The organism is uncultured Arthrobacter sp. (genome assembly GCF_902805515.1).
GTDB lineage: Bacteria > Actinomycetota > Actinomycetes > Actinomycetales > Micrococcaceae > Arthrobacter_D.
The window spans coordinates 1-23,553 of record NZ_CADCTE010000008.1 but is presented as its reverse complement, the minus strand read 5'-3'; the positions used below and the strand labels follow the sequence as shown (position 1 = coordinate 23,553).

The 23,553-nt window shown below is 71.2% G+C and carries 21 protein-coding genes; 11 read left to right on the top strand and 10 right to left on the bottom strand.

All coding sequences use genetic code 11. The annotated features are described in order from the left end of the window. The first annotated feature begins 89 nt into the window (after nucleotides 1–89). The gene (locus QZX79_RS01260; RefSeq protein WP_294563555.1) at nucleotides 90–560 is read left to right on the top strand and encodes an NUDIX domain-containing protein; all 471 of its coding nucleotides are present in this window, start codon (nucleotides 90–92) and stop codon (nucleotides 558–560) included. A gap of 118 nt (nucleotides 561–678) precedes the next feature. Here QZX79_RS01260 and QZX79_RS01255 read toward each other — a convergent pair whose 3' ends face one another. Genes QZX79_RS01255 through QZX79_RS01245 form a run of 3 tightly spaced genes read right to left on the bottom strand, consistent with a single transcriptional unit; the run spans nucleotide 679 to nucleotide 3,421 of the window. Continuing rightward, nucleotides 679–2,118 (bottom strand): class II fumarate hydratase, encoded by a 1,440-nt coding sequence (locus QZX79_RS01255; protein ID WP_294563553.1) that lies wholly within the window; start codon nucleotides 2,116–2,118, stop codon nucleotides 679–681. A gap of 22 nt (nucleotides 2,119–2,140) precedes the next feature. Beyond that, nucleotides 2,141–2,755 (bottom strand): carbonic anhydrase, encoded by a 615-nt coding sequence (locus QZX79_RS01250; RefSeq protein ID WP_294563551.1) that lies wholly within the window; start codon nucleotides 2,753–2,755, stop codon nucleotides 2,141–2,143. Between the two features lie 21 nt (nucleotides 2,756–2,776). Beyond that, nucleotides 2,777–3,421 (bottom strand): DUF4245 domain-containing protein, encoded by a 645-nt coding sequence (locus tag QZX79_RS01245; protein ID WP_294563549.1) that lies wholly within the window; start codon nucleotides 3,419–3,421, stop codon nucleotides 2,777–2,779. Between the two features lie 176 nt (nucleotides 3,422–3,597). Between QZX79_RS01245 and glpX the strand changes: the two genes are divergently transcribed. Together glpX and QZX79_RS01235 are read left to right on the top strand one after the other, a co-directional pair. Then, the gene (gene glpX / locus QZX79_RS01240) at nucleotides 3,598–4,650 is read left to right on the top strand and encodes a class II fructose-bisphosphatase (protein ID WP_294563548.1); all 1,053 of its coding nucleotides are present in this window, start codon (nucleotides 3,598–3,600) and stop codon (nucleotides 4,648–4,650) included. 58 nt (nucleotides 4,651–4,708) lie between these two features. Continuing rightward, nucleotides 4,709–5,863, top strand: coding sequence for a Gfo/Idh/MocA family protein (locus QZX79_RS01235; RefSeq protein WP_294563546.1), 1,155 nt, complete (start codon nucleotides 4,709–4,711; stop codon nucleotides 5,861–5,863). A gap of 5 nt (nucleotides 5,864–5,868) precedes the next feature. On the opposite strand, the gene QZX79_RS01230 is transcribed toward QZX79_RS01235, so the two are convergent. Continuing rightward, nucleotides 5,869–7,608 carry a BCCT family transporter gene (locus tag QZX79_RS01230; RefSeq protein ID WP_294563543.1) on the bottom strand — a complete coding sequence of 580 codons (1,740 nt, stop codon included), beginning with the start codon at nucleotides 7,606–7,608 and terminating at the stop codon, nucleotides 5,869–5,871. Between the two features lie 227 nt (nucleotides 7,609–7,835). On the opposite strand from QZX79_RS01230, the gene QZX79_RS01225 reads away from it, so the two are divergent. Beyond that, on the top strand, nucleotides 7,836–8,861 hold the full coding sequence (locus QZX79_RS01225; RefSeq protein WP_294563541.1) for a peptidoglycan bridge formation glycyltransferase FemA/FemB family protein: 1,026 nt from the start codon (nucleotides 7,836–7,838) through the stop codon (nucleotides 8,859–8,861). A gap of 24 nt (nucleotides 8,862–8,885) precedes the next feature. Here QZX79_RS01225 and manA read toward each other — a convergent pair whose 3' ends face one another. The 4 genes from manA to QZX79_RS01205 are packed head-to-tail and all read right to left on the bottom strand — an operon-like array spanning nucleotide 8,886 to nucleotide 13,481. Beyond that, nucleotides 8,886–10,184 carry a mannose-6-phosphate isomerase, class I gene (gene manA, locus QZX79_RS01220; RefSeq protein ID WP_294563538.1) on the bottom strand — a complete coding sequence of 433 codons (1,299 nt, stop codon included), beginning with the start codon at nucleotides 10,182–10,184 and terminating at the stop codon, nucleotides 8,886–8,888. Nucleotides 10,185–10,204: 20 nt separating this feature from the next. Continuing rightward, nucleotides 10,205–11,785 carry an LCP family protein gene (locus tag QZX79_RS01215; protein ID WP_294563535.1) on the bottom strand — a complete coding sequence of 527 codons (1,581 nt, stop codon included), beginning with the start codon at nucleotides 11,783–11,785 and terminating at the stop codon, nucleotides 10,205–10,207. Continuing rightward, on the bottom strand, nucleotides 11,782–12,285 hold the full coding sequence (gene purE, locus QZX79_RS01210) for a 5-(carboxyamino)imidazole ribonucleotide mutase (RefSeq protein WP_120167327.1): 504 nt from the start codon (nucleotides 12,283–12,285) through the stop codon (nucleotides 11,782–11,784). The genes QZX79_RS01215 and purE overlap by 4 nt, the downstream gene beginning before the upstream one ends. A 26-nt stretch (nucleotides 12,286–12,311) precedes the next feature. Beyond that, complete coding sequence (locus QZX79_RS01205) at nucleotides 12,312–13,481, bottom strand: 5-(carboxyamino)imidazole ribonucleotide synthase (protein ID WP_294563533.1); 1,170 nt, start codon at nucleotides 13,479–13,481, stop codon at nucleotides 12,312–12,314. A gap of 219 nt (nucleotides 13,482–13,700) precedes the next feature. On the opposite strand from QZX79_RS01205, the gene QZX79_RS01200 reads away from it, so the two are divergent. Further along, nucleotides 13,701–14,258, top strand: a complete 558-nt coding sequence (locus QZX79_RS01200) for a GtrA family protein (protein ID WP_294563532.1) — start codon at nucleotides 13,701–13,703, stop codon at nucleotides 14,256–14,258. A gap of 18 nt (nucleotides 14,259–14,276) precedes the next feature. Here the strand turns inward: QZX79_RS01200 and QZX79_RS01195 are convergent, their stop codons facing one another. After that, entirely contained in the window at nucleotides 14,277–15,041 is a 765-nt protein-coding gene (locus tag QZX79_RS01195) for a TIGR03089 family protein (protein ID WP_294563530.1), read from the bottom strand. Between the two features lie 319 nt (nucleotides 15,042–15,360). Between QZX79_RS01195 and QZX79_RS01190 the strand changes: the two genes are divergently transcribed. The 3 genes from QZX79_RS01190 to QZX79_RS01180 are packed head-to-tail and all read left to right on the top strand — an operon-like array spanning nucleotide 15,361 to nucleotide 21,370. Then, nucleotides 15,361–15,930 (top strand): WhiB family transcriptional regulator, encoded by a 570-nt coding sequence (locus tag QZX79_RS01190; protein ID WP_294563525.1) that lies wholly within the window; start codon nucleotides 15,361–15,363, stop codon nucleotides 15,928–15,930. Further along, nucleotides 15,927–19,460 (top strand): glycosyltransferase family 2 protein, encoded by a 3,534-nt coding sequence (locus QZX79_RS01185; RefSeq protein ID WP_366484648.1) that lies wholly within the window; start codon nucleotides 15,927–15,929, stop codon nucleotides 19,458–19,460. The genes QZX79_RS01190 and QZX79_RS01185 overlap by 4 nt, the downstream gene beginning before the upstream one ends. Next, nucleotides 19,457–21,370, top strand: coding sequence for a DUF5719 family protein (locus tag QZX79_RS01180; protein WP_294563524.1), 1,914 nt, complete (start codon nucleotides 19,457–19,459; stop codon nucleotides 21,368–21,370). The genes QZX79_RS01185 and QZX79_RS01180 overlap by 4 nt, the downstream gene beginning before the upstream one ends. A 108-nt stretch (nucleotides 21,371–21,478) precedes the next feature. On the opposite strand, the gene QZX79_RS01175 is transcribed toward QZX79_RS01180, so the two are convergent. Next, nucleotides 21,479–21,793 carry a metallopeptidase family protein gene (locus QZX79_RS01175; protein ID WP_233091301.1) on the bottom strand — a complete coding sequence of 105 codons (315 nt, stop codon included), beginning with the start codon at nucleotides 21,791–21,793 and terminating at the stop codon, nucleotides 21,479–21,481. Between the two features lie 282 nt (nucleotides 21,794–22,075). On the opposite strand from QZX79_RS01175, the gene QZX79_RS01170 reads away from it, so the two are divergent. The 3 genes from QZX79_RS01170 to QZX79_RS01160 all read left to right on the top strand — a co-directional run. Then, nucleotides 22,076–22,459 (top strand): DUF3499 domain-containing protein, encoded by a 384-nt coding sequence (locus QZX79_RS01170; protein ID WP_294563520.1) that lies wholly within the window; start codon nucleotides 22,076–22,078, stop codon nucleotides 22,457–22,459. Between the two features lie 86 nt (nucleotides 22,460–22,545). Beyond that, nucleotides 22,546–22,755 carry a Trm112 family protein gene (locus QZX79_RS01165; protein ID WP_294563518.1) on the top strand — a complete coding sequence of 70 codons (210 nt, stop codon included), beginning with the start codon at nucleotides 22,546–22,548 and terminating at the stop codon, nucleotides 22,753–22,755. 8 nt (nucleotides 22,756–22,763) lie between these two features. Next, nucleotides 22,764–23,553 (top strand): adenosylhomocysteinase (locus QZX79_RS01160; RefSeq protein ID WP_294563515.1); only part of this gene is annotated, 790 nt, incomplete at its 3' end.

Below are 23,553 nucleotides of genomic sequence, written 5' to 3'. Positions count from 1 at the left end.
CGGCACCCCGGCCGGGGCTGTGGACGGACCGGGGTGCGACGGCCGGACTGTGAACGGCCGGGCTGCGCCGGTGACGTAGGGTATTCTGCATGCCTACACCCGACTTCGTCCTTGAACTGAGGGAAAAGATCGGCCACGCCCCGCTCTGGCTGCCAGGGGTGGGCGCGGTGGTCTACAACGCGGCGGGGGAGGTGCTGCTGGGCCGGCGCGCGGACAACGGCCGGTGGACGATCATCACCGGCATGGTCGACCCGGGGGAGGAACCGGCCGAGGCGATGCGCCGCGAGGTGTACGAGGAGACCGGCGTGGACGTTGAGGTCGAGGTCCTCCTCAACGTCGGCGTCGTCGGCCCGATCACCTTCCCCAACGGCGATGTCTGCACCTTCCTGAACCTCGACTTCCGCTGCCGCTACCTCGGCGGGGAGGCCCGCGTGAACGACGACGAATCCCTGGAGGTGGGCTGGTTCGCCCTCGACGCCCTCCCGGAGCTCAATCAGCGCCACCGGGAACTGGTCCTCACGGCCGCCGACGCCGACGGCGTGCCATCCTTCCACCGCTGACCCCGCCCGGACGCACCCGTTAACGACAACCGCACCCGTTAACGACGAACGCACCGGATATAACCGGTGCGTTCGTCGTTAACGGGTGCGCTGGACGCGTTCGGGCGCGCGGAAGGCGTCAGCCCTGCGGCGGGCGGGTCATCGACAGGACGTCGAGTGCCGAATCGAGCTGCTCCTCGGTGAGCTCGCCGCGCTCCACGAAGCCCAGGGCGACGACGGCCTCACGCACGGTGAGCCCCTCCGCGACGGCCTTCTTGGCGATCTTCGCGGCGTTCTCGTAGCCGATGTACTTGTTCAGCGGAGTGACGATCGACGGCGAGGCCTCGGCGAGGAAGCGGGCCCGCTCCACGTTCGCGGTGATGCCGTCGACCATGCGGTCCGCCGAGACGCGGCAGGAGTTGCTGAGCAGGCGGATGGACTCGAGCACGTTGCGGGCGATCACCGGGATGCCGACATTGAGCTCGAACGCGCCGTTGGTGCCGGCCCAGGCCACCGTGGCGTCATTGCCGATGACCTGCGCGCAGACCATGAGCACGGCCTCCGGGATGACCGGGTTGACCTTGCCCGGCATGATCGAGGAGCCGGGCTGCAGGTCGGGCAGGGCGATCTCCCCGAGGCCCGTGTTGGGGCCGGAGCCGAGCCAGCGCAGGTCGTTGTGGATCTTCGTCAGGGACACGGCGATGGTGCGCAGCATCCCGGAGACCTCGACGAGGCCGTCACGGTTCGCCTGGGCCTCGAAGTGGTCGCGGGCCTCGGTCAGCGGAAGGGCGGTGTCGGCGGCGAGCAGTTCGATCACGCGCGCCGAGAAACCGGCCGGGGTGTTGATGCCGGTGCCGACGGCGGTGCCGCCCAGGGGAACCTCGGCGACGCGGGGCAGGGAGGCGGAGATCCGCTCGATGCCGTAGCGGACCTGCGCGGCGTAGCCGCCGAACTCCTGGCCGAGGGTGACCGGGGTGGCGTCCATCAGGTGGGTGCGCCCGGACTTCACCACGGTGCTGAACTCCCCGGCCTTGCGCTCCAGCGCCGCGGCGAGGTGCTCAAGGGCCGGGATCAGGTCGTTGGTCAGCGCCGAGGTCGCCGCGACGTGCACCGAGGTCGGGAAGACATCGTTAGAGGATTGGGAGGCGTTGACGTGGTCGTTGGGGTGGACCGTCACAGTGCTGCCGGCGGCCTCGAGGGCGCGCGTGGCCAGGGTCGCGATGACTTCGTTGGCGTTCATGTTCGAGGAGGTCCCCGAGCCGGTCTGGTAGATGTCGACGGGGAAGTCGCCGTCGTACTGACCCGCCGCCACCTCCTCGGCTGCGGCTTCGATGGCCCGGGCGCGCTCGCCGTCGAGCACCCCCAGTTCGGCGTTGGCGGTCGCGGCTGCCTTCTTGATGCGGGCCAGCGCTTCGATGTGCGCCCGCTCAAGGGTGGTGCCGGAGATCGGGAAGTTTTCAACGGCGCGCTGGGTCTGCGCGCGGTACAGGGCGTTGGCCGGAACGCGGACCTCGCCCATGGTGTCGTGCTCGATCCGGAATCCGGCGTCCTGGGAAGTGGTGTTCGGGGTTGGCGTCATGGGCCAATTCTCGCCTCAGCGCTTACAGTGCGCCAAATCCGGAGACCCGCACGACCCTGCCCTCCGCCAGCCGGTACGATACGCCGACGACGGCGGTCGAGCCGGACTCTACGGCGTCGGCGATGACCCGGGAGCTGTCCACCAGGCGCTTGGAGGTCTGCCGCACGTGTTCGACGGCGGTGCCGTTGACCTCCGTCGTTCCATCGCGCCGGGCCGTGAGCACGGAGGGGGTGATGCGCTCCACGAGGTCCCGCAGGAACCCTGTGGGCATGTTCCCGGTGTCGATGGCGTCCATCGTCGCAGTGACTGCCCCGCAGTTGTCGTGCCCGAGGATGACGATCAGCGGCACGCCCAGCACGCTCACGCTGTATTCGAGGGAACCGAGCACGGCGTCGTCGATCACCTGGCCGGCGGTGCGGACGACGAACACGTCGCCGAGGCCGAGGTCGAAGATGATTTCGGCGGCGAGCCGGGAGTCGGAGCACCCGAAGATCACGGCGAAGGGGTTCTGGTTGTGCACCAGGGAGGTTCGGCGCGAGGCGTCCTGGTTGGGGTGGGAGGAATCCGCGGCGACGAAGCGCGCGTTGCCTTCCTGAAGTCGGAGCCAGGCCTGGGCGGGGGTCAGTTGCTCGGTCACGCCCCCCACTCTACCGGTGGGTCAGGGAGCCCCGGCAGCCGGCGGCGCGGGCTCGACGTCGGCCAGGACCGCCTTGGCGAGCACGTCGAATTCGGCGAGGTCGGCCTCGCCGCTGAGGATGAGGGTGGACCCGTCCACCTCGGAGGTGAGCACCGTGTCGCCGTTTGAGGCATCGAGCAGCTCCCACTCGACCCCGCCGATGGTGCGTCCGCCGGAGACCTGCGCCTCACCGGCCTGCTGGGCCGTCCAGGACGGGTTGCCCTCGACCGTCTGGGTGAACTGGATGAAGCCCTTGTCCGGGGTGAGGTAGCCGACCTCCCAGTAGTCGACGCCGTCGCTGGTGCCCGCAGTCCAGCGCGCGAAGTTCGAGTTCCAGTCCTCGGGCAGTTCCGGGGCGGCCGGCGCGTAGCCTGCGTCGCCCGCGGCCTGGCCGGCGACCCGCTCGACGTCGATGTCGCGCTGGTAGGTCTCGGCGGTGTGCGTGGGATTGATCAGGACGACCGGGACGACGATTGCGACGGTCGCGGCCACCGCCATCACCATGCCCACCACCGTCGAGTTGGCACGTTTGGCCTGGGCGGGGGTCAGGACCGGCTTGGGAGCCGGGGTGTCGGCGCCGGGCCGGGCGCCGTCGGGCCCTGCGGTCTCCTGCTGTGCATCGCTCACCTTCCCATTTTCCCCCACCGGAGGCCCCCGGCCTAAACGGGATGCCCGAAGCGCGGCTCCACTGGCGGACGGGCCCCACTATGATGGGTTCAGGGACTGTGCCGGCCCCGCCGGCGCAACCGGACCTGCGACAACACTGCCTTCAACGAACGCTGCCTTCAACGACGAGGACCCACGTGACCGACAACGCCGCAAACCCCACCGCCCAGAACGCCCGGTACTCCACCCTGTCGCCGGCCCTTGCCGTCGGCGACCAGGAGCCTGACCGCAACCTCGCGCTGGAGCTGGTGCGCGTCACCGAGGCCGCGGCCATCGCCGGCGGGCATTGGGTGGGCTTCGGTGACAAGAACCTCGCGGACGGCGCCGCGGTCGACGCCATGCGCTCCCTGCTCTCGACGGTGCACTTCAACGGCATCGTCGTCATCGGCGAGGGCGAGAAGGACGAAGCGCCGATGCTCTTCAACGGCGAGCGGGTCGGTGACGGCAGCGGCCCGCTGTGCGACGTCGCGGTTGACCCCATCGACGGCACCCGGCTGACCGCCCTGGGGATCAACAATGCGCTCGCCGTGCTCGCCGTCGCCGAACGCGGCACAATGTTCGACCCGTCGGCGGTCTTCTACATGGAGAAGCTCGTCACCGGCCCGGAGGCCGCGGACATGGTCGACCTGCGCCTGCCGGTAAAGCAGAACCTCCACCTGATCGCCAAGTCCAAGGGCAAGAAGGTCAGTCAGCTCAACGTCATGGTGCTCGACCGGGACCGGCACAAGCCGCTGATCGAGGAGATCCGCACCGCCGGGGCCCGCACGAAGTTCATCATGGACGGCGACGTCGCCGGCGCGATCGCCGCGGCCCGCGAAGGCACCGACGTCGATGCCCTGATGGGCATCGGCGGAACGCCCGAGGGCATCGTGGCCGCCTGCGCCATCAAGACCCTCGGCGGCGTCATCCAGGGCCGGCTGTGGCCCACCAGCGACGAGGAGAAGCAGAAGGCCATCGACGCCGGACACGACCTCGACCGGGTCCTCTCGACGGACGACCTCGTCACCAGCGACAACTGCTACTTCGCCGCGACGGGCATCACCGACGGCGACCTGCTGCGCGGAGTGCGGTACAACAAGGACAAGGTCCTCACCCAGTCGATCGTCATGCGCTCAAAGTCCGGGACCATCCGCGTGGTGGACGGCGAGCACCAGGCCCACAAGTGGGAGAGCTACGCCCGCATCAAGTAGGCAGATCGAGCAGGCAGATCAAGCAGGGCGCCGGCCTCCGCCGGGGAAAGGGCCGGTGATGGCGATGGCTCCGCAGCGTGACTCGACCCGCCCGCTGGGCGTGGCCGTGATCGGCTACGCGTTCATGGGCAAGGCGCACTCCCATGCCTGGCGCAATGTCGCCGGGTACTTCGAGGTGCCGGCCTTCGAACAGAAGGTCCTCGTCGGGCGGGACGCCGATTCGGTGGCCGACGCGGCCCGGCGGTACGGCTGGCAGGAATCCGAGACCGACTGGCGGAAGGTGATCGCCCGCCCCGACATCGACATCGTCGATATCTGCACGCCGGGGTGGCTGCACGCCGAGATCGCCGTGGCCGCCCTTGAGGCCGGCAAGCACGTCCTGGTGGAGAAGCCGCTGGCCAATACCGTCGCGGAGGCCGAAACCATGGTCGCGGCCGCCCGCGCGGCCCGGGCGCGCGGCGTCCAGTCGATGGTCGGGTTCAACTTCCGGCGGGTCCCCGCGCTCGCCCTGGCCCGCACACTCATCGCCGAGGGCCGGCTCGGGGAGATCCGCCAGGTCCGCACGGCGTACCTCCAGGACTGGCTGGCCGACGCCGAGGCGCCCATGGTGTGGCGGCTGCAGAAGGAGAAGGCGGGCTCCGGGGCGCTGGGGGACATCGCCTCCCACGCCATCGACCAGGTGCAGTTCCTGCTGGGGGACACCGTCGCCGATGTCACCGGCCGGATGCGCACCTTCGTGGGGTCCCGCCGCGGGCCCGAGGGCCCGCAGGAGGTCACCGTCGACGACGCGGTCTGGGCGAGCCTTTCACTGACCTCGGGCGCGGTGGCGAGCGTCGAGGTGTCCCGGATGGCGCTGGGCCGGAAGAACGCCCTGCGGATCGAGGTGTTCGGCACCCGCGGGTCCCTTTCCTTCGACTCCGAGTCGCTCAACGAGCTCTCCGTGTTCGACGGCGCGGTCGCCACCGCCGGGCAGGGGTTCACCCGCGTCCTGGTCACCGAACCCGAACACCCCTACCTCGAGGCGTGGTGGCCGCAGGGCCACCTGCTCGGCTGGGAGCACTCCTTCACCCACGAGATCCGCGACTTCCTGGTGGCCGTGGCGGCCGGCGCGGAGCCGAGCCCGTCCTTCGAGGACGGGCTGCAGCTCCAGCGGGTGCTTGCCGCGGTCGCCGAGAGCGCGGCGTCGGGCAGCGCGATCGTGAAGGTCGCCTGACGCGCTTACTGCAGCTGCCGCCGGCGGCCGCGGAGGAGCCGGGCGCGCCGCTGCCGGGCTTCACGGAGGGACGCCGGGCGGGTGCGCCGCTGTCGGGCCTCGCGCAGCGACGACGGGCGGGCGCCCGTCACGGCAGGGTCCCGGACCAGGTCCATCATCAGCGCCGCGCACAGGCCGATCATGATGAGCAGGAACGGCGCGGCGGCGATGATGGTCAGCGTCTGCAGGGCCTGCAGGCTTCCCACCCAGAGCAGGGTGGCCGCCACCGCCCCCGTGAGCAGTCCCCACAGCACGGTGATCCACTTCGGCGGCACGGCCGCGCCGAAGGAGGACAGCGAGCCGAGGACGATGTAGGAGGCGTCGGCGCCGGAAATGAAGAACACGGCGACGAGGAGCACCACGACGACGGACGTGATGGCCGCCAGCGGGTAGTCGGCCAGCAGGGCGAACATCGCCGACTCCTGGCTTTCGGCGTTCGCGGCCGCGATGTCGGTGCCCGAGTCCTGTGCGGTGATGGCGGTCCCGCCCCAGACGCTGAACCAGAGGACGCTGATGGCGCTGGGCACCGCGACGACGCCGATCACGAACTCCCGGATGGTGCGCCCGCGGGAGATCTTGGCGAGGAAAGAGCCGACGAAGGGGGTCCAGGAGACCCACCAGGCCCAGTAGAAGATGGTCCAGGTGGAGAGCCACTCATGGCCGCCGAACGCCCCGGTGCGCGAGGCCATCTGCGGCAGGCTGACGAGGTAGCTGCCGGCGGAGGCGGGAATCAGTTCAAGGATGAACACCGTGGGTCCGACGACGAAGAGGAAGAACAGCAGGGCCAGGGCGAGGATCATATTGCCGTTGGAGAGCCACTTGATGCCGCGGCTGATGCCGCTGACGGCGGAGATGACGAAGCAGATCGTCAGCAGGGCGATGATGCCGATCTGCAGACCGAGGCTGCTTCCGGTGCCGAAGACCTCGGTGAGGCCGCCGTTGATCTGCATCACGCCGAGGCCCAGGGAGGTGGCCGATCCGAAGAGCGTGGCGAAGATGGCGAAGACGTCGATGGCGCGCAGCGCGCCGGGGGCCGGCCTGCCGCGGAACAGAGGGAGGAACGCGCCGCTGAAGCCGGCTCCGCGGCCCTTGCGGTAGGCGGAGTAGGCGAGGGCCAGGCCGACGACCGCATAGATGGCCCACGGGTGGATGGCCCAGTGGAACAGCGTGTAGTTCATGGCCTGGCGGGCGGCGGCCGGGCTGCCCGGTTCGATGCCCTCAACGGGCGGCGTCAGGTAGTGGGAGATGGGCTCGGTGACGCCGTAGAACATCAGGCCGATGCCCATTCCGGCGCTGAACATCATGGCGATCCAGGACAGCGTCGAGTAGCGGGGTTTCTCGTCGTCCCGGCCGAGCCGGATCCTGCCGTACCGGCTGAAGACGAGGAAGAGGGCGAAGGCGACAAAGCCGGTAGCGGTCGCCACGAAGGCCCAGCCGAAGTTGGTGACGAGGCCGGCGAGGACGGCGGCGGTGACGTCGGTGAATTCCGACGGGAAGATCGCCGCGGCCAAAACGAGTGCGGTGACGACGCCGAGGGCGGTGAAGAACACCGGCCGGTCAAGCCGGGCGGAGCCTGCGGCGGAGGCTGGGTCGGGTTCCGGCAGGGCGGGAGCCGGGCCGGCATCGAGGCTGGATTCGGGGAGGTCGGTAGCCGGTGTGTCGTGCTGTCCGGGTGGTCCTTCAGATCGTGCGGCGGTTCTAAGCATACTTTCCAGCCTACGCGCGGGTACGCCGCGGGCTTGCCCGGAGCCGCCTCTGGGTGTCTCTTGTCACACCCGTAAGCGCGCCCGAACTCCTGCGGCCGGAGGGCACCGTCGGCCCCGAGAGTGCGGTAGGAACGGTGCCGGGGGTGGCTGCGCGGTCGGTGCTGCACTCTCGATGGGGGTGGCCCGGACGGCGCCGACCCGGGGTGCCGTCCCGATAGAGTTGGCCCATGAGCCTCTCCGTAACGCCCTGCCTTGACCGCGCCCTCTGGGATGCCGGTGTGAACGCCCTGTCCGGTCATCCCCAGCAGCTGTGGGGGTGGGGCCAGACAAAGGCGGACCACGGGTGGTCGGTGGAGCGCGTCGAGGTGCGCGACGGCGACGCAACGGTCGGCTCGGCGCAGGTGCTGCTGCGGAAGCTCCCGTTCCCCCTGCGCAGCCTCGCCTACATTCCGCGCGGACCGCAGTCAGTCGAAGGCCGCGAGGTCGAGGTCCTCGACGCCGTGGCGGCGCACGTCTCCTCGGCCCACGGCTCCGTCGCGCTCTCGATCGAACCCGACCGGGAGGCCGGCAGTACGGTCGAGGCGCGGCTGGCCTCCGCCGGCTGGAAGCGCAGCGCCAATACGATCCTGATCGGACGCACCCTGATCCTTGACCTCACGCAGTCCACCGAGGACCTGCTGGCGGGGATGAGCAAGAAGCACCGCCAGTACATCCGCAAGTCGGGCCGGGAGGCGCTCGACTACCGGCGGGTCGTCCGCGCGGAGCTGCCGGCCTGCCTGGCCGTCTACCGCCAGACCGCCGAGCGGGCCGGTTTCGGGATCCACGAGGACTCCTACTACTTCGACATCTTCGACAACCTGGGCGAAGCCTCCCCGGTGTACGCGGCCTTCAGCGGCACCGAGGTGGTGGCCTTCCTGTGGCTCTCCGCCAGCGATGCCACATCCTTTGAGCTGTACGGCGGGATGACCGAGGAGGGCGAGCGGCTCCGTGCGAACTACGCCCTGAAGTGGTTCGCCATCGAGGAGATGAAGCGCCGGGGGATCACCCGCTACGACTTCAACGGCCTCCTCAACGACGGCGTCTCGAAGTTCAAGATGGGCTGGGCCGGCCACGAGGACCAGCTGATGGGCACCTGGGACAAGGCGCTCTCGCCCCTGTACCCGGTGTTCGCGTCGGCCCTGCCGCTGGCCAAGACGGCGGTGCGGGGCGGCCGGGTGCTGGTCGGCGCGGCGGCCGCCAAACTGCGCCGCTGACCGGGCCCCGGCCGGGCGCCGGACTCAGGCGCCGTCGACTCCGTCCGCGTCTCCACCGACGGTGACGGCGAAGGCGAGGACGCCCTCGTCGGTGCTTTCCCCGGCCGGCCGCACCAGGACCGGCGCCTCCCCGGCGGGGATGAAGGCGCTCTGGCCCCGGGTCAGCAGCAGGTCCGAGGCGGGGGAGTCGATCAGGATCGAGCCGGAGACGGCGAGGACCACCGTGGGCCCGTGCTGCGCCAGCGGAACGTGGGAGGGGGCCATGCTTCCCTCCTGCCCGGGCCCGGAGACCGGGTCGAGGGCGATGCGCTGAAGCTGGAACTCCGCGAACGGCGGGCGGTACAACTCCTGCCCGAGCAGAGTGCGCTCGGGCTGCAGCGCCGGGGGTGCGAGCGGCTCGAACACGACGGTCCTCAGGAGCTCGCGCGTGTCGACGTGCTTGGGGGTCAGCCCGCCGCGGAGCACATTGTCCGAGGAGGCCATCACCTCGATGCCCAGCCCGCTGAGGTAGGCATGGATGTTCCCGGCAGGGAGGTAGAGGACCTCCCCGGGCTGCAGCGAGACGCGGTTGAGCAGCAGGGCGATCAGGACGCCGGGATCGCCGGGGTACTGCGAGCCGAGTTCGGCCACGGTGGCCAGGTCCCGGGTGAAGCGGGGGTCACCGGCATCCCCGGACCCCTCCGGCGGGGCAGACACGGCCGCCTCGACCGCCGCGACGATCTCCGGACGGGCGGTGAGGAGCATCTCGAAGCCCGACCGGAGCCCGGCGTCGCCGGAGCCGAGTTCCGCAGCCACCGCGCCGAGCACCTCGGCCTCCTCGGAGCCCGGCTCCACCAGGGTCTCGAGGTGGGCGAAGACGGCGGCGGCTTCGGCCAGCGGCCGGAACCCGCACAGCGCCTCGAAGGGGGAGAGGGCGAACACCATCTCGGGCTTGGCGCTGCGGTCCTTGTAGTTGCGCTCCGGCGCGTCCGCCGGGACGCCGGCGCTCTCCTCGGCGTCGAAGCCCGCCTCGGCCTGCGCGGTGCTGGGGTGCACCTGCAGCGAGAGCGCCGACCCGGCGGCGAGCACCTTCATCAGGTAGGGGAGCCGGCGCCCGAAACGTGCCGCCACCTCCGCGCCCAGGGTTGCGTCGGTGTCGGCATCGATGACCGCGTCCAGCGGGGAGCGTCCGTCCGGCAGTTCCGCAACGGACGGCGCCCCGGGGTGGGCGCCGATCCACAGTTCGGCCTCCGGCCCGCCGGAGGGCGCCCTGCCCAGGAGCTCGGCGATCGCGGTCCGGGAGCCCCACGCATAGGGCCGGATGGTGTTCTCGAGCAGGTACATGGCGCTCCTCTTCGTCGGGGTCAGGCCGGGGAGCATTCCCCGTTGTTGGCCAGCAGGGTGCTCAGGGTGGCGTCGTCGCCGATGGCGGCGAGCTGGTCGAGGTACTCCTGGGTGATGCCCGGATCCGTGGTCTGTGCAGGCAGCACGGTGGTCAGGCCGGCGCGCTCAAGACCGGGCAGTTCCCCGGCGGCTCCGGCATCGGTTCCGGAGGCCGCGGCGAGCTCCTGCTGGACGCGGGAGTGGATCTCGTCGAAGTCGGGGTAGGTGACGAAGTTGTCGGCGGGGGTGCCGAAGTCCGGTGGGCCGATGGTCAGGCGGCGCGTCTCGTGCTCCTTGGCCTTCAGCGCCAGGTCCACGAAGCTTCCGAGCTGGTCCTGGGGGATGTCGGTCTCGACGACCTGGGTGCCGGCCGCGGCGATCGCCTGGAAATGGGTGAGCAGCGTCGCCGGGTCGAGCTGGGCGATCATGGCCTGCTGCACGCACTGCTGCCGCGAGATGCGGTCATAGTCGGTGACGAACTCGCGCGACCGGGCGTACCAGAGGGCGTGGAAGCCGTCGAGGGTCTGGACTCCCGGCGGGATCCAGCCCTCGGGCGGGTAGTGGCGCACCGGGTCGGTGCCGGGGATGTCGGGGCCCGAAATGGGGACCCAGCCGCCGGCGTCGATGCGGATGCCGCCCATTGCGTCGATGAGCTCCTCGAAGCCGTTGAGGTCGACGAGGAGGTAGCCCTGCACCTCGAGCCCAAGCACTCCGGACGCGGCGTCCATCATGGCCTCGGCGCCGGGATCCTTGCTGTCCGGGTAGAGGTCGGCGTAGTTCTGGGACACCGTGGTGTAGAGGCTGTTGATGATGCACTCGTCGCCGCAGTTGTAACCGTCGGGGTACACCTCCCGCAGGGGCGAATCCTCCGGGAACGGAGCGTTCTGGAAGTTCCGCGGAATGCTGAAGGTGATCGTCGCCCCGGTCTTGGCGTCGACGCTGATGACGGAGATGCTGTCGGGGCGGCGTCCGGTGCGGTCCTCCCCGGCGTCGCCTCCCATCAGCAGGAAGTTGTAGCGGCCGTCGACGGGTTCGAAGGCCGGCCCGGCCTGGAAGATCGAGCCGACGGTGGACTGGCCCAGCCCCAGGAGGTAGGCGCCGTAGGCGAGCGAGCCGCTGGTGACGAACATGACGCCGGCCAGGGCAGCCGCCACCAGGGGCCGCACTCCGCGCTCAAGCAGCGGCAGGCAGATGATCCGCAGCGTGTTGATGAACAGGAACGCCCAGCCGGCGGCCAGCGCCAGCAGCACGGCGATCAGCAGCAGCGACCACAGCCGGTGGGTCACGAGGGTCACGAGGATCTGCCGGTTCGAGGCGGCCAGGACGGCCCCGGCGATGGCCAGGACCCAGACGGTGAAGGTGACCCGGAGCGCCCGGCGGCCGAGGCGCCGGTCACCGGCGACGATCTGGGCCGAACCGGGGAGGAACAGCGTCAGGACGAGCAGGAAGAAGGCACGCTTGGTCCGTACCTCGGGCGGGGCCGACTGGGGATAGCGCACCGGATCGGTGAGCTGTCCGCGGACGCCCCGCGCGGGGGTGGAGGCACTGGGGTTGTCGATCATGGGGTCTCCGTCGCCCGGCGGGCAGTCCGCCCGCGCAGGGCGGCGCCCTTCGCCGTGGCCGTCTCTTTCAGCTCCGCTGCGAAGGAGACGAGCTGGGCCCTCAGCCTTTCGGCGGTGTCGCCCTCACCGGCGGCGAGGATGCGGGCGGCGAGCAGTCCCGCGTTGCGGGCTCCGCCGATCGAGACGGTGGCCACGGGCACACCCGCGGGCATCTGGACGATGGAGAGCAGCGAGTCCATGCCGTCGAGGTACTTCAGCGGGACGGGCACACCGATCACCGGCAGCGGGGTGACGGAGGCGAGCATCCCGGGCAGGTGCGCGGCTCCGCCGGCTCCGGCGATCAGGACGCGCAGCCCGCGGTCGTGCGCCTGCCGGCCGTACTCGATCATTTCCACGGGCATCCGGTGCGCCGAAACGACGTCGGCCTCGTAGGCGATCCCGAACTCGTCGAGGGCCGCGGCCGCCTGCTCCATGACGGGCCAGTCCGAATCCGAACCCATCACCAGTCCCACCAGGGGGTTGATCACTATTTTTCCTTCCAGGAATCGGTGCCGTCGCGCAGGATCGCAGCGGTCCTGCCGGCGCGGGCCCGAACCGTCTTGAGGTCCTCACCCGCCGCGGCAACGACGTTCACGTGGCCGATCTTGCGGCCGGGGCGCACCTCTTTGCCGTAGAAGTGCACTTTAGCCGACGGTTCCGCGGCGAGGGCCTCGGCGTAGGCGCCGAAAATGTCGGTGTTGGCCCCGCCCAGGTAGTTCTTCATCACCACGACCGGCCCGGTCGGGGAGGTGTCCCCGAGCGGAAGGTCGAGGACGGCGCGCAGGTGCTGTTCGAACTGGCCGGTGACGGAGCCGTCCATCGTCCAGTGCCCCGAGTTGTGGGGGCGCATTGCCAGTTCATTGATCAGGAAGCCGGCGGGGGAAGCGGGCGTTTCGAAGAGTTCAACGGCCATCACTCCGGTCACTTCCAGCGCCTCGGCGAGCCGCAGCGCCGCCTTGGTGGCGGCGGCCGCCACCGAGGGGTCGAGCCCCTGCGCCGGTGCGATGACCTCGTCGCAGACGCTGGCGACCTGGATCGAGTGAACGACGGGCCAGGCCCGGGTCCGGCCCGACGGTGTGCGTGCCACGAGGACCGACAGCTCGCGCTCGAACGGCACGAACTGCTCCGCGAGGAGGTCGCCCGCTCCGAACCAGTCGGCGGCCCGGGGGAGGTCCGCGGGCGTCTCCAGGACGAGGACGCCCTTGCCGTCATAGCCGCCGCGGGGGGTCTTCAGGACCACGGGCCAGCCGGCGGTGCGGCCGAAGGCCTCAAGGGCGCCGAGGTCGGCGACGGGGGCCCAGCGTGGGTTGGGCAGGCCGAGGTCCTCGACCGCGCGGCGCATCCGCAGCTTGTCCTGCGCATGGGCGAGGGCCGAGGGGCGCGGCTGCACATTGACGCCTTCGGCGGTGAGCTGCTCCAGCAGCTCCCCGGGCACGTGCTCGTGGTCGAAGGTGAGCACATCGACCCCTGCGGCGAACTCGCGCAGCGCCTGGAGATCGGTGTAGTCGCCGACGGTTGACGAGGCGACGGCGGCCACGGCCGACACGCCGGGCCCCTCTGCCAGGACCCTCAGTTCGAGGCCGAGCTCAATCGCCGGCGCTGCCATCATGCGGGCCAGCTGGCCACCGCCCACTACGCCAATTACGGGAAAAGTCACTATCTCAGGGTACCTACCAGCGCAGCCATCGCTGGGATGCGGGGGGCAGGACGGAGCCGAAGAGGTAGGAAACGCACAGGTTTGGACCGTAAGATGAGGGCTCGTACGCCACGCGCCGGCGCGGAGCGGGACGCCGCCCGGTGTTCCGCCGGGCCGCCTGCAGTGGCGAGCCCGACGCTCTGCGGTGGACGGTAATTACCCTTGGACCGCGGAGGTCACATGTCAGCAGTTATGGAACGCATCCGGGGCCTCGTCTCCCTCTTCTGGCGGGAACTGGCCAAATTCGGGGCCGTTGGAGGAGTGGCGTTTGTCATAGACAACGGGATGTTCTGGTGGCTGATCCACGGCCCGATGGCCGGCAGCGAGGTCAAGGCCCGTCTGGTGTCCGCCTCCGTGGCGACCCTTTTCGCCTGGGTCGCCAACCGCTACTGGACCTTCCGCCACCGCAGGCAGCCCAACCCGCTGCGCGAATTCTCGATGTTCGTCCTGATCAACGTGATTGGAATGGGCATCGCCGCCGGCTGCGTGTGGCTCGCCAAGTACCCCTTCGGGATCCTCGATCCCAACCTGCTGTTCCTCGCCGGCATCGCGGGCACGGTGCTCGCGACCGCCGTGCGTTTCGTGGCCTACCGGTTCTGGGTCTTCAATGTCGAACTCGATGCTGACCCGAACTTCAGCCAGGACCACGAGCTCCTGCACGTTCACACCGGCACCCTGCCCGAGGCGGGGGCTGCCGGAAACGTCCGCATCGGCACCGGGGATCCGGACCCGAAGTAGCCCGTTCCCGGCCCTGCCTCAGCCTGCGTCCGGGGCGAAGGCCGCCCGGGCGCCCACGCGTTCGCCGTCGAGCAGGCTCTGCGTGATTGGAACCTCCGGATGGACGACGACGAGGGTCCCGTCGACGCTCCAGACCGCAAGTGCCGCCGCGAGGGCCCGGGACAGGGACGTGTCCGCTCCCAGGAGCACGACACCGGTTGGCTCAGGCGCCGCCGCATACAGCCGGTTCAGCCCGGCGACCGTCAGGGGATCCGCCGGCCCGGCGCCGTCCGGTCCGGCACCGTCGAACAGGACGGTGGAGGCGTCCTGCGCCACGGCGTCGGCGAAGTAGTCGCCGTAGGAACGCACCTCGGCGGCGTAGTCGACCGCCCCCGCCGGCAGCGGAGCGGGCCAGCGCAGGGCCAGCGCGCCAAGGGCGACGGCCACCTGCACCGCCGGCGGGGCCACCTCCCGCTCGGCCGAGGTCACCACAAGGTCGGCGCCTGCTGCCGGGCCGGGATCGGCTCCCGGCGGAGCGGATGGAGGGACCAGGACCGCCCCCACCTGCCAGCAGGCCAGCGCCCACACCAGGGACTTCCAGTGAACCGGCAGGTCGAGCTCGACGCGCGTACCGGCCTCGGCGTCGAGTTCCTCAACGAGCAGGTTCGCTGTTTTCGCGACCCAGTTGTCGAACACCCTGCCCGACAGTTCGATGCGGCCGTCGGGGCCGTACCAGACGAGGCGCGGCGAGGTCGCTTCCCGCAGGCGGGAGAGGACGGCCGTGGGAAGAGCGTGCTGGTCCATTGGTATTTCTCCAGGTTGGGGCGGGTGACGCCGCGATTAGAGGCGTGTGCGCTTCCCAGCATAGAATTGATGGGACGTACGCACCGCGGAGAGGGCAGCCCCGGCATACCGGATCCTATCCAAGTAGTGCGGCGGGTAATTCGAGTAGGTTCTCCCGCGTGGCGTTCGCCCGCAAATGGAATTCTGCTCTGTAAAATTGCCGCCCCCGCTTGACTCCTGTGTATTACACCCTTGTAATTAGGTATCGGATTTTTTCCAGCACCCCGGCGCGAGCGTCGACCGGGATGAGGCTGGGATGGGGACACCGGAAGGGCTGACTATGGGGAATCCAGAACGCGTCGAGGACCAACGCCACATCGCAGCGCATGCTTCGGCGCGCTACGGTTCGCGGGGGGTGCCCGACGACTGGTTCATTGACCCCGCCGACCCCGGTGCGGCCGAGCGGTACCGGGAGGATACGCGCAGTCCCCTCGAGGACCAGGCCACGGCCTTCCTGGCCGCCCACGAAGCACTGACCGGCCTGCCGGAAGTGGAGCAGGGCCCAAGCAGCCTCCTCGTCCTGCCGGGCCGCTCCGACGACGCTTGGAACGCGCCGGAAGCCGCCCCTGGCGAGCGGAAGGCCCAGCCCGAGTGGCCCGGCCTGCCGCCGGCCGGCGGCTACGACGACGGCGAACTCGGCTGGCAGTCGGATGCGCTGTGCGCCCAGACCGACCCCGAGGCCTTCTTCCCCGAAAAGGGCGGCTCCACCCGCGACGCCAAGAAGGTCTGCGGTGCCTGCATGGTGCGCTCGGAATGCCTCGAGTACGCACTTGAGAACGACGAGCGCTTCGGCATCTGGGGCGGACTCTCGGAGCGCGAGCGGCGCCGGTTGCGGAAGCGAGCAGTCTGATTCTGCTTGACCTCCGCGTTACGGCCGTCGTCGTGGCCCACAACGGCGCCCGCTTTCTTTCCACCACCCTCGAGGCCCTCGCCGGGCAAACCCGCCCGGTCGACTTCTGTGTCGGCGTTGACACCGGCTCCACCGACGATTCGGCGTCGACCCTCCAGCTCGGCCTTCCCGTCGGCACGCCCGTTGTGGGCTCACCGGCGCGGGCCGGCTTTGGTGCCGCCGTCCGGACGGCCGTAGCGCAGATTCCCCCGCGGAAGGCCGCCGCGGAGGGTTCAGAGAACCAGGACTGGCTCTGGCTGCTGCACGACGACTCGGCACCCGGGCCCACGGCGCTCGAGGAGCTCCTCCTTGCCGTCGAGCGCGCACCCTCGGTGACGGTCGCCGGGACCAAGCAGGTTCACTGGGACAACCCTCGGGAACTCCTCGACGTCGGGCTCTCCATCAGCCGGTGGGCGGAGCGGCTCACCCTTATCGACGTCGATGAGCACGACCAGGGCCAGTACGACGCCCGCAGCGACATCTTCGCCGTGAACTCCGCCGGGATGCTCATCCGCCGGGACGTCTGGGATGCCCTGGGCGGGTTCGATCCGGCACTGCCGGGCGTGGGCGACGACATCGACTTCTGCTGGCGCAACCGCCTCGCCGGGCACCGGGTGGTCGTGGTGCCGGCCGCAGTGCTTCATCATGCCTCCTCCCGCGGGACCGGGCCGGTCGGCAGCCGGGCCGCCCGCCGGGCCGAGGTTTTCCTTCGGCTCAAGCATGCCCCGTTGTGGCAGGTGCCCTTCCTCGCCGTCGGCGCGGTGCTCGGTGGTTTCGGCCGGCTCCTGCTTGGACTGCTCGCCAAGGATCCCGCCCACGGTACGGGGCAGCTTCTGGCGAGCCTTGCCGCAGCGCTTCGTCCGGTGGTCCTGGCCCGGTCCCGGCGCAGCGCCCGACGGACCCGGCGGCTGCCGCGGGGCGTCGTGCGGCCGCTGCTCACTCCGCGCCGCGAGGTCTGGGCGCACCGCCGGTCCGTCCTCGAGGCGTTCACCGCCCGTGGGGCGGTTGCCGGGGGAGGCGGCATGGGGGCCGTTCCCGAGCAGGACGTCCCGGCCGGCGACAGCAATGACGATTTCGCGGCGCTGACGGCGCCGGGCCGGGCCTGGGTCGGGGCGGGGGCTCTTGCCGCCGCGGCCGTGCTGCTCGGTGTATCCCTGGTGGCCCTGCGCGGCTGGATCGGAGCCCCGTCCCTCGCCGGGGGAGCGCTGCTGCCCCTTCCGCCCACGCCGGCGGAGATCTGGGAGAAGGCCTCGGCGTGGTGGGTGCCCCTGGGCTCCGGGGCGCCCGGGCATGGCAGCCCCTTCTCCTACCTGCTCTGGGCGCTCTCGGCGCTCGGGCTGGGAAACCCCAATGCAGCGCTCGTCACCATCCACCTGCTCGCGCTGCCGCTGGCCGGGCTCGCCGCCTGGTTTGCGGCGGGCGCGCTCACCCGCTCGCGCGGGCTGCGCCTGTGGGCGGCATTCTTCTGGGCTGCGGTGCCGGCCCTTCAGGTCGCGCTCGGCAGCGGCAGGCTCGGCGCCCTGCTTGCCCACCTCCTGCTGCCGCTCGTGCTCCTGGGCCTGGTCCGTGCCGTCGGCGCCGCCGCCTCCGCGCCGTCCGCAACCGGTGAGGTCCGGCTGCGGCCCGGCACGAACGGGGTGCCGAGCTGGACCGCCGCCGCAGCGGCAGGCCTTGCCCTGGCCGCAGCCACCTCGGCGGCGCCCTCACTGCTGCCCGCCGCCGTCCTCGGCATCGCCGCGGCATGCCTGATCCTGCGCCGGAGGGCCCGGACCCTCTGGTGGTCGCTGCTTCCTCCCCTCGTCCTGGCCCTGCCGGTCGCCCTCTCCGCGGGGCTCGAGCCCCGGGGCATCCTCGGGGACCCGGGAGTGCCGCTTCAGTTCTCCGCTGCCGCGCCCTGGCAGCAGGTGCTGGGCTACCCGGTGTCCTTTGACGCTCTGGCCGCCCCGGCCGGCATCCCGGCCGCCGGACCGTGGGCCCTGGCGGCCGCGCTCGTCGTGGGAGCGCCGGCCGTCCTGCTCGCCGCCGGCGCGCTGTTCTCCTGGCGCATCCGGCCGGCGGCGCTGTCCGCGTGGGCCTTCGCCCTCCTGGTGCTGGCCTGCAGCGCGGCCTCGGCCCACCTGCCCGTTGCGGCCGGCCCGACCTCCCTCATCCCGCCCTTCCCCGGCCCCCTGGTCTCGGCCTTCAGCCTGGCCGTGCTCGCCGCCGCGCTTCTAGGCGCCGACCGCTTCGCCGCCCGGACGGCGCCCGCCGGAGCGCTCCGGCGCGGGGTCCGGCCGCTGCTGGCGGCGGGGGCGGTCGTGCTGGCCCTCGGTCCGGCAGTCAGCCTTGGGCTGTGGACCCTTCCCTCGATGCTTGCGGCGCCGGCCTCCGGCACGGCGGCATCCGCTTCCGGCGGGGAAGCCCCTGCAGGGAACGGAACGGCGGGGAAGGGGACCGCGGACACCGTTCCAGGGGGTACGGCGGCCTCCGGCACCCGGTTCGGAGCCGACCTCCAGGTCTCACCCACCCCGGCCCGGACCCTGCCGGCGACCGCCGCCGACCGCGGCAATGGCCCGGACCGCACCCGCACCCTGGTGCTCGAACGAACGGAAGAGGGCGCCATCGAGGCCGCCCTGGTCCGCGGCGGCGGCACCACCCTCGATGCGCTGTCCCCGCTGTACGCCGCCCGCGCCGTGCAGGGGCCCCCGGGCCGGACGGACGTGCGCGGCGACGACGATGCGACGGGAGCGCTCCGTACCACCGTCGCGGTGATCACCGGGGGAACGGGGACCGACCCGCGGGAGGACCTCCGCGCACTTGGCGTCGGCTATGTCGTGCTCCAGCAGAGCGGAACGGCAGCGGAACTGCTGGCCGGGCAGCTGGACTCCGTCCCGGGACTTGCCGCCGTCGGCAGTACACCCTCCGGCTGGCTCTGGCGCGTGGTGCCCCCGGCAACACCGGCCGGCGTTGAGGACGCCGGCGCCCAGACCGCTCGGGTGCGCATCCTCGACGCCTCCGGCAGCGCCGAGGCACTCGTTCCCTCCGGCCCGCTCACCGTTGACGCCGACATCCCGTCCGGGTCCGAGGGCCGCACCCTGGTGCTCGCGGAACGGGCGGATCCGGGCTGGAAGGCCACCCTCAACGGGCGGGCCCTGGACAGCCAGTCGACCGGATGGGCCCAGGCCTTCGCGCTGCCCGCCGCCGGCGGTGAGCTCGAAGTGAGGTTCCTCAGCCCCTGGCAGCCGTGGGTCGAGGCCGGCCAGGCCGCGGTCCTGCTCATCACGCTGCTGCTCGCGCTTCCCCTTCCGACCGGTCTGAAGCTGGCACGCGTGCCCGCGGCGGTGCGTCCGGAGCAGGGGCGGCCCGCCGCTCCAACGGCACCCCGAAGCGGGCATCCACCGGAGGAGCCCATGCGGCACGGGTCGGGGTCCCTGAAGGCGGACGGCGGAAGGGGCCAGCGCGGGACCGGTCCCGGTCTCGTAGGATCGAACTCTGGAAAGACGGAAGCATGAGCGGCGGAACCGACAGGGGAACCGGGAACGGACGCACCGAGGGCGGGAGCCCCGGACAGCCCGCCCCCCACGAGGGACTTCCGCGGGAGGGACTTCCCCGGGAGGAAGCCTCCCAGGCGGGAGGAAAGCGGGAGGAAGTATTCCAGGAGGAGGTGTCCCAGGAGGAGGTGTCCCAGGAGGGCAGTGCCCAGCGCGCGTCGGAACCCGTTGGCCCCGACGCTGCTGCGGTCCCTGGCCCCGACGCTGCGGCCGCCCAGGATCCCGCTCCCAATGCCGCATCTTCCGAAGCGGCGGCCGCGACGGCCGCCCGGGGCCCCCGTCGCCGTGGACTGCAGGGGCCGCAGGGTGCCGCGGCCGCGGTGCTGGTGCTCGGAGCCACGGCGGCGATGGCCGCGGGCGTCATGATTCCCCGCCCGGCGGCGGATGCCCTCGGCTATGACCTGGCAGAGACGGCGGTGCCCGCCGGGGACTACACGGCGGTCTGCGCCGGACCGCCCCGGCTGTTCGGCGCAGATGCCGGAGGCATCGACCCGGAATTCAGCCCCGTCTCCAAATCGGCCAGGAGCCTGGTCAGTGCAATGGTGCTGGGCGATCTCTCGGGAGCGCTTCCGGGCAGCGCCCTTTCCCCCCTCGGCGGCGGCGACCCGCTCGCAGTGCTCTCGAAGGGACCCTCGGAGGGTGCGGCGGCCGCCCCTCCGGCGAGCAGCGACTCCACCGGGCTCACCAGCCGGACCGCCGGAGTGGCCGGCGGTACGGCCGTGCAGGATGCCTCCGTGTTCCGGGCCGAACCGCTTGGCGCGCAGACTCCGGTGGCGGGCGCCATGTTCAGCTACACCGCCAGGGACGGCGACCTGCGCGGGCTCGCCGCCGCCCCCTGCCAGGCGCCCTCGAACGACTTGTGGATCCTCGGGGCCGACACCACCGTCGGCTCAACCTCGGTGCTTTTCCTGTCCAACCCCACCTCGACCCCGGCGACCGTCGACCTCGAACTGACCGGCGCCGAGGGGCCGCTGAAGCCCGCCGGCGGCACCGGGCTGCTCGTGCCACCGGGCCAGACCCGCCAGCTGGTCCTTGGCGGTCTCGCTGCCGACCAGGAGCAGCTGGCGGTGCGGGTGCGCAGCACCGGCGGCCGGGTCGCCGCCTATATCCAGCAGAGCGTGCTGCGGGGGCTCACCCCCGGAGGGGTGGAGCTGCTGACGCCGACCGCCGGTCCCGCGGACACCCAGGTCCTTCCCGGGGTGTCCATCCAGGACGCCGCCACCGCGCGGCGCATCCGGGAGCAAAAGGGGTACGAAGGGGCCGCCCCGGCTCTGCAGGTGCTGGTGCCCGGAACCAGCGACGCCGTCCTCGACGTGGTGGTCCTCGGTCCCGACGGAGAGCGGGCCCTCGACGGCGGGGGCGTCGTCACGGCCCGGGCGGGAGCGCTGACGACGCTGCCGCTCGATGAACTGCCCGAGGGGAACTACACCGTCGCCGTCAGTGCCGATGTTCCGGTCTCGGCGGCCGTACGGGTCAGCCGGGGGACGGGCCCGGGCAAACCCGTCGATCAGGGACTTGCCGTTGCCGCGGCGCGGATCGGCGGAGATTCGAGTGTCGTCTTCGCCGACGGCACGAACGCCTCGCTGGTCTTCGGTTCGCCGTCCGGCCGCTCGGAAGTGAGCGTGACCGGTATCCGGGCCGACGGGACCCTGGGCACCCCGAAAATCTTCAACCTCGCCGGCGGCACCTCCGTGGCCGTGCCTGCGTCGGAACTGATGGAGGGTGCCGCCGCGGCGGTCATCAGCGCCACGGGGGATCCCGTGTACGGCGCCCAGGTCAACACCCTCGCCGGTGCCGCCGGCATCTCGGTGAGCGCAGTGCCCCCCGGGGCCACGGGACGCGAGAGCATCCCGGTCATCCTCGGGTACTGAACCTCGCGTATTCAACCTCGCCCGACCACCCTCGCCCGACCACCCTCGCTGCGGCGGCCGCTGCGAGGCGGCGCAGGGCCGGCAGCCGGCGCGGGTAAGCGCGGCCGGTCAGGCCTGGGAGCGCCCGTAGGCCGGGTCAACGGCCTCAGGCGCCATGCCGAGCAGCTCAGCGGCCTGCTCGACGACGACATCGTGCACCAGTTCGTTGACCGGCATCACGCCCTTGGCCGCCATCTCCACCGGGTGGCGGTATACGGTGATCGCCGCCGGGCGGCCCGGCGCGGCCGGGGTCGCGGAGCCGAGCAGGTCCCGTATCTTCTCCCGGGTCATGTCCTCGAGCCCGTCGGGAATCTCCTGGACGATGATCTGAAGGTCCTGGATCCGCTCGCCCCAGAGCCGCTCGAGGCGCTGGGCCGATTCCATCACCCAGTCGTCGAACCGCTCCGCCCGCGTCCGGAAGCCCGGCAGATGCGACCCGATCAGGTCCCCCCGAAGGCCCCGGCCACGCCGGTTTCTGCGGCGCTCGAAATAGGAACGGCCCCCACGGGGCCCCGCCGCCTCGGCGCCGGAGAGGTTAACCGAAAATGTTGAAGCATCCCGCATGGTAGAACTGTATGCCCATCACACCATCGATGCATCCATCCGGGTTCCCGCCGCGGCGGTGCTCCCGGAGTTTGGCCCAGGCAGCGGGTAGGCTTGCCGATCGTGGGATCCCTCCGAACATGCTCTCGTTCCGCGTGCCAGCGCCCTGCCTTCGCCACGCTCACCTATGTCTATGCCGACTCGACGGCCGTGCTCGGGCCGCTGGCGACCTATGCGGAGCCGCACTGCTACGACCTGTGCGCCCAGCACGCCGAAACCCTGACGGTGCCCCGCGGCTGGGAAGTGGTCCACCTGATGCTTCCCTCGACACCCCCCGGGCCGAACCCCGACGACCTGCTCGCCCTGGCCGACGCCGTCCGCGAGGCCGGCGTCGACCGCGCCCCCGAGCCGGGGCAGGTCTCCCAGCGCTCGAGCAGGACCCCCATCGAGCCGCCCGCCGAGGGCGCCGGACCGCGCCGCGGACACCTGCGCATCCTTAAGGAATAGGCGCACCTCCTGAGGGTTTCCCGCCTCCACCGGCCCGGCGGTAGGCTGGAGGAAGGCCTCCACCCCTCTCCAGAAAGCTTCCTTCCATGGCACATCTGTCCAAGCAGCTGCTCGAGGTGCTGCGCTGCCCGGTCACCGGAGCCGCGCTGGTGGAGCAGGACGGCGTCCTGGTCTCCGGTGCGTCCGGCCCCGACGGGCTCCGGCGCACCTACCGTCTTGAGGAAGGCATCCCGGTGCTCCTTGCCTCCGAAGCACAGACAGCGGCATCCGATGCCGCCCATCCCGGCACACGATGAGGAACCCCATGACCTTCGATTACAAGATCGCCGACATCTCCCTCGCCGAGGCCGGCCGGCACCAGATCCGCCTGGCCGAACACGAGATGCCCGGGCTGATGGCACTGCGCCGCGAGTACGCCGATTCTCAGCCGCTCAAGGGGGCGCGCATCGCCGGCTCCCTGCACATGACGGTGCAGACCGCCGTCCTCATCGAGACCCTCACCGCGCTCGGCGCCGAGGTGCGCTGGGCCTCCTGCAACATCTTCTCCACCCAGGACGAGGCGGCGGCCGCCGTCGTCGTGGGCGCAGGCACAGTGAACGAGCCGGCCGGCGTGCCCGTGTTCGCCTGGAAGAACGAGTCCCTCGAGGAATACTGGTGGACCGCGGCCCAGATCCTCACCTGGCCCGGTTCGGCCGAGGGCCTCGGCCCGAACATGATCCTCGACGACGGCGGCGACGCCACCATGCTCGTGCACAAGGGCGCCGAGTTCGAGGCCGCCGGGGCCGTCCCGGCGAACCCGGCCGAAAACGATGTCGACTACTCCCACGAGTACACCGTGTTCCTCGACGTGCTGCGCAGCACCATCGACACCGAGCCCGGGAAGTGGACCGCGATTGCCGCAGGTATCAAGGGCGTCACCGAAGAGACCACGACCGGCGTGCACCGCCTGTACCAGCTGGCGGCACAGGGCAAGCTGTTGTTCCCGGCGATCAACGTCAACGACTCGGTGACCAAGTCGAAGTTCGACAACAAGTACGGCATCCGGCATTCACTGCCCGACGGCCTCAACCGCGCCACCGACGTTCTCACCGGCG

What these genes read in the sequence shown, in the direction of transcription:
- QZX79_RS01200 (WP_294563532.1), top strand. Translation starts at nt 13,701, where the DNA reads ATGTCAGCAGTTATGGAACGCATCCGGGGCCTCGTCTCCCTCTTCTGG.
- QZX79_RS01255 (WP_294563553.1), bottom strand. Translation starts at nt 2,118, where the DNA reads ATGACGCCAACCCCGAACACCACTTCCCAGGACGCCGGATTCCGGATC.
- QZX79_RS01260 (WP_294563555.1), top strand. Translation starts at nt 90, where the DNA reads ATGCCTACACCCGACTTCGTCCTTGAACTGAGGGAAAAGATCGGCCAC.
- QZX79_RS01225 (WP_294563541.1), top strand. Translation starts at nt 7,836, where the DNA reads ATGAGCCTCTCCGTAACGCCCTGCCTTGACCGCGCCCTCTGGGATGCC.
- QZX79_RS01190 (WP_294563525.1), top strand. Translation starts at nt 15,361, where the DNA reads ATGGGGAATCCAGAACGCGTCGAGGACCAACGCCACATCGCAGCGCAT.
- QZX79_RS01215 (WP_294563535.1), bottom strand. Translation starts at nt 11,785, where the DNA reads ATGATCGACAACCCCAGTGCCTCCACCCCCGCGCGGGGCGTCCGCGGA.
- QZX79_RS01195 (WP_294563530.1), bottom strand. Translation starts at nt 15,041, where the DNA reads ATGGACCAGCACGCTCTTCCCACGGCCGTCCTCTCCCGCCTGCGGGAA.
- QZX79_RS01235 (WP_294563546.1), top strand. Translation starts at nt 4,709, where the DNA reads ATGGCGATGGCTCCGCAGCGTGACTCGACCCGCCCGCTGGGCGTGGCC.
- QZX79_RS01175 (WP_233091301.1), bottom strand. Translation starts at nt 21,793, where the DNA reads ATGGAATCGGCCCAGCGCCTCGAGCGGCTCTGGGGCGAGCGGATCCAG.
- manA (WP_294563538.1), bottom strand. Translation starts at nt 10,184, where the DNA reads ATGTACCTGCTCGAGAACACCATCCGGCCCTATGCGTGGGGCTCCCGG.
- QZX79_RS01180 (WP_294563524.1), top strand. Translation starts at nt 19,457, where the DNA reads ATGAGCGGCGGAACCGACAGGGGAACCGGGAACGGACGCACCGAGGGC.
- QZX79_RS01165 (WP_294563518.1), top strand. Translation starts at nt 22,546, where the DNA reads ATGGCACATCTGTCCAAGCAGCTGCTCGAGGTGCTGCGCTGCCCGGTC.
- QZX79_RS01230 (WP_294563543.1), bottom strand. Translation starts at nt 7,608, where the DNA reads ATGCTTAGAACCGCCGCACGATCTGAAGGACCACCCGGACAGCACGAC.
- purE (WP_120167327.1), bottom strand. Translation starts at nt 12,285, where the DNA reads ATGGGTTCGGATTCGGACTGGCCCGTCATGGAGCAGGCGGCCGCGGCC.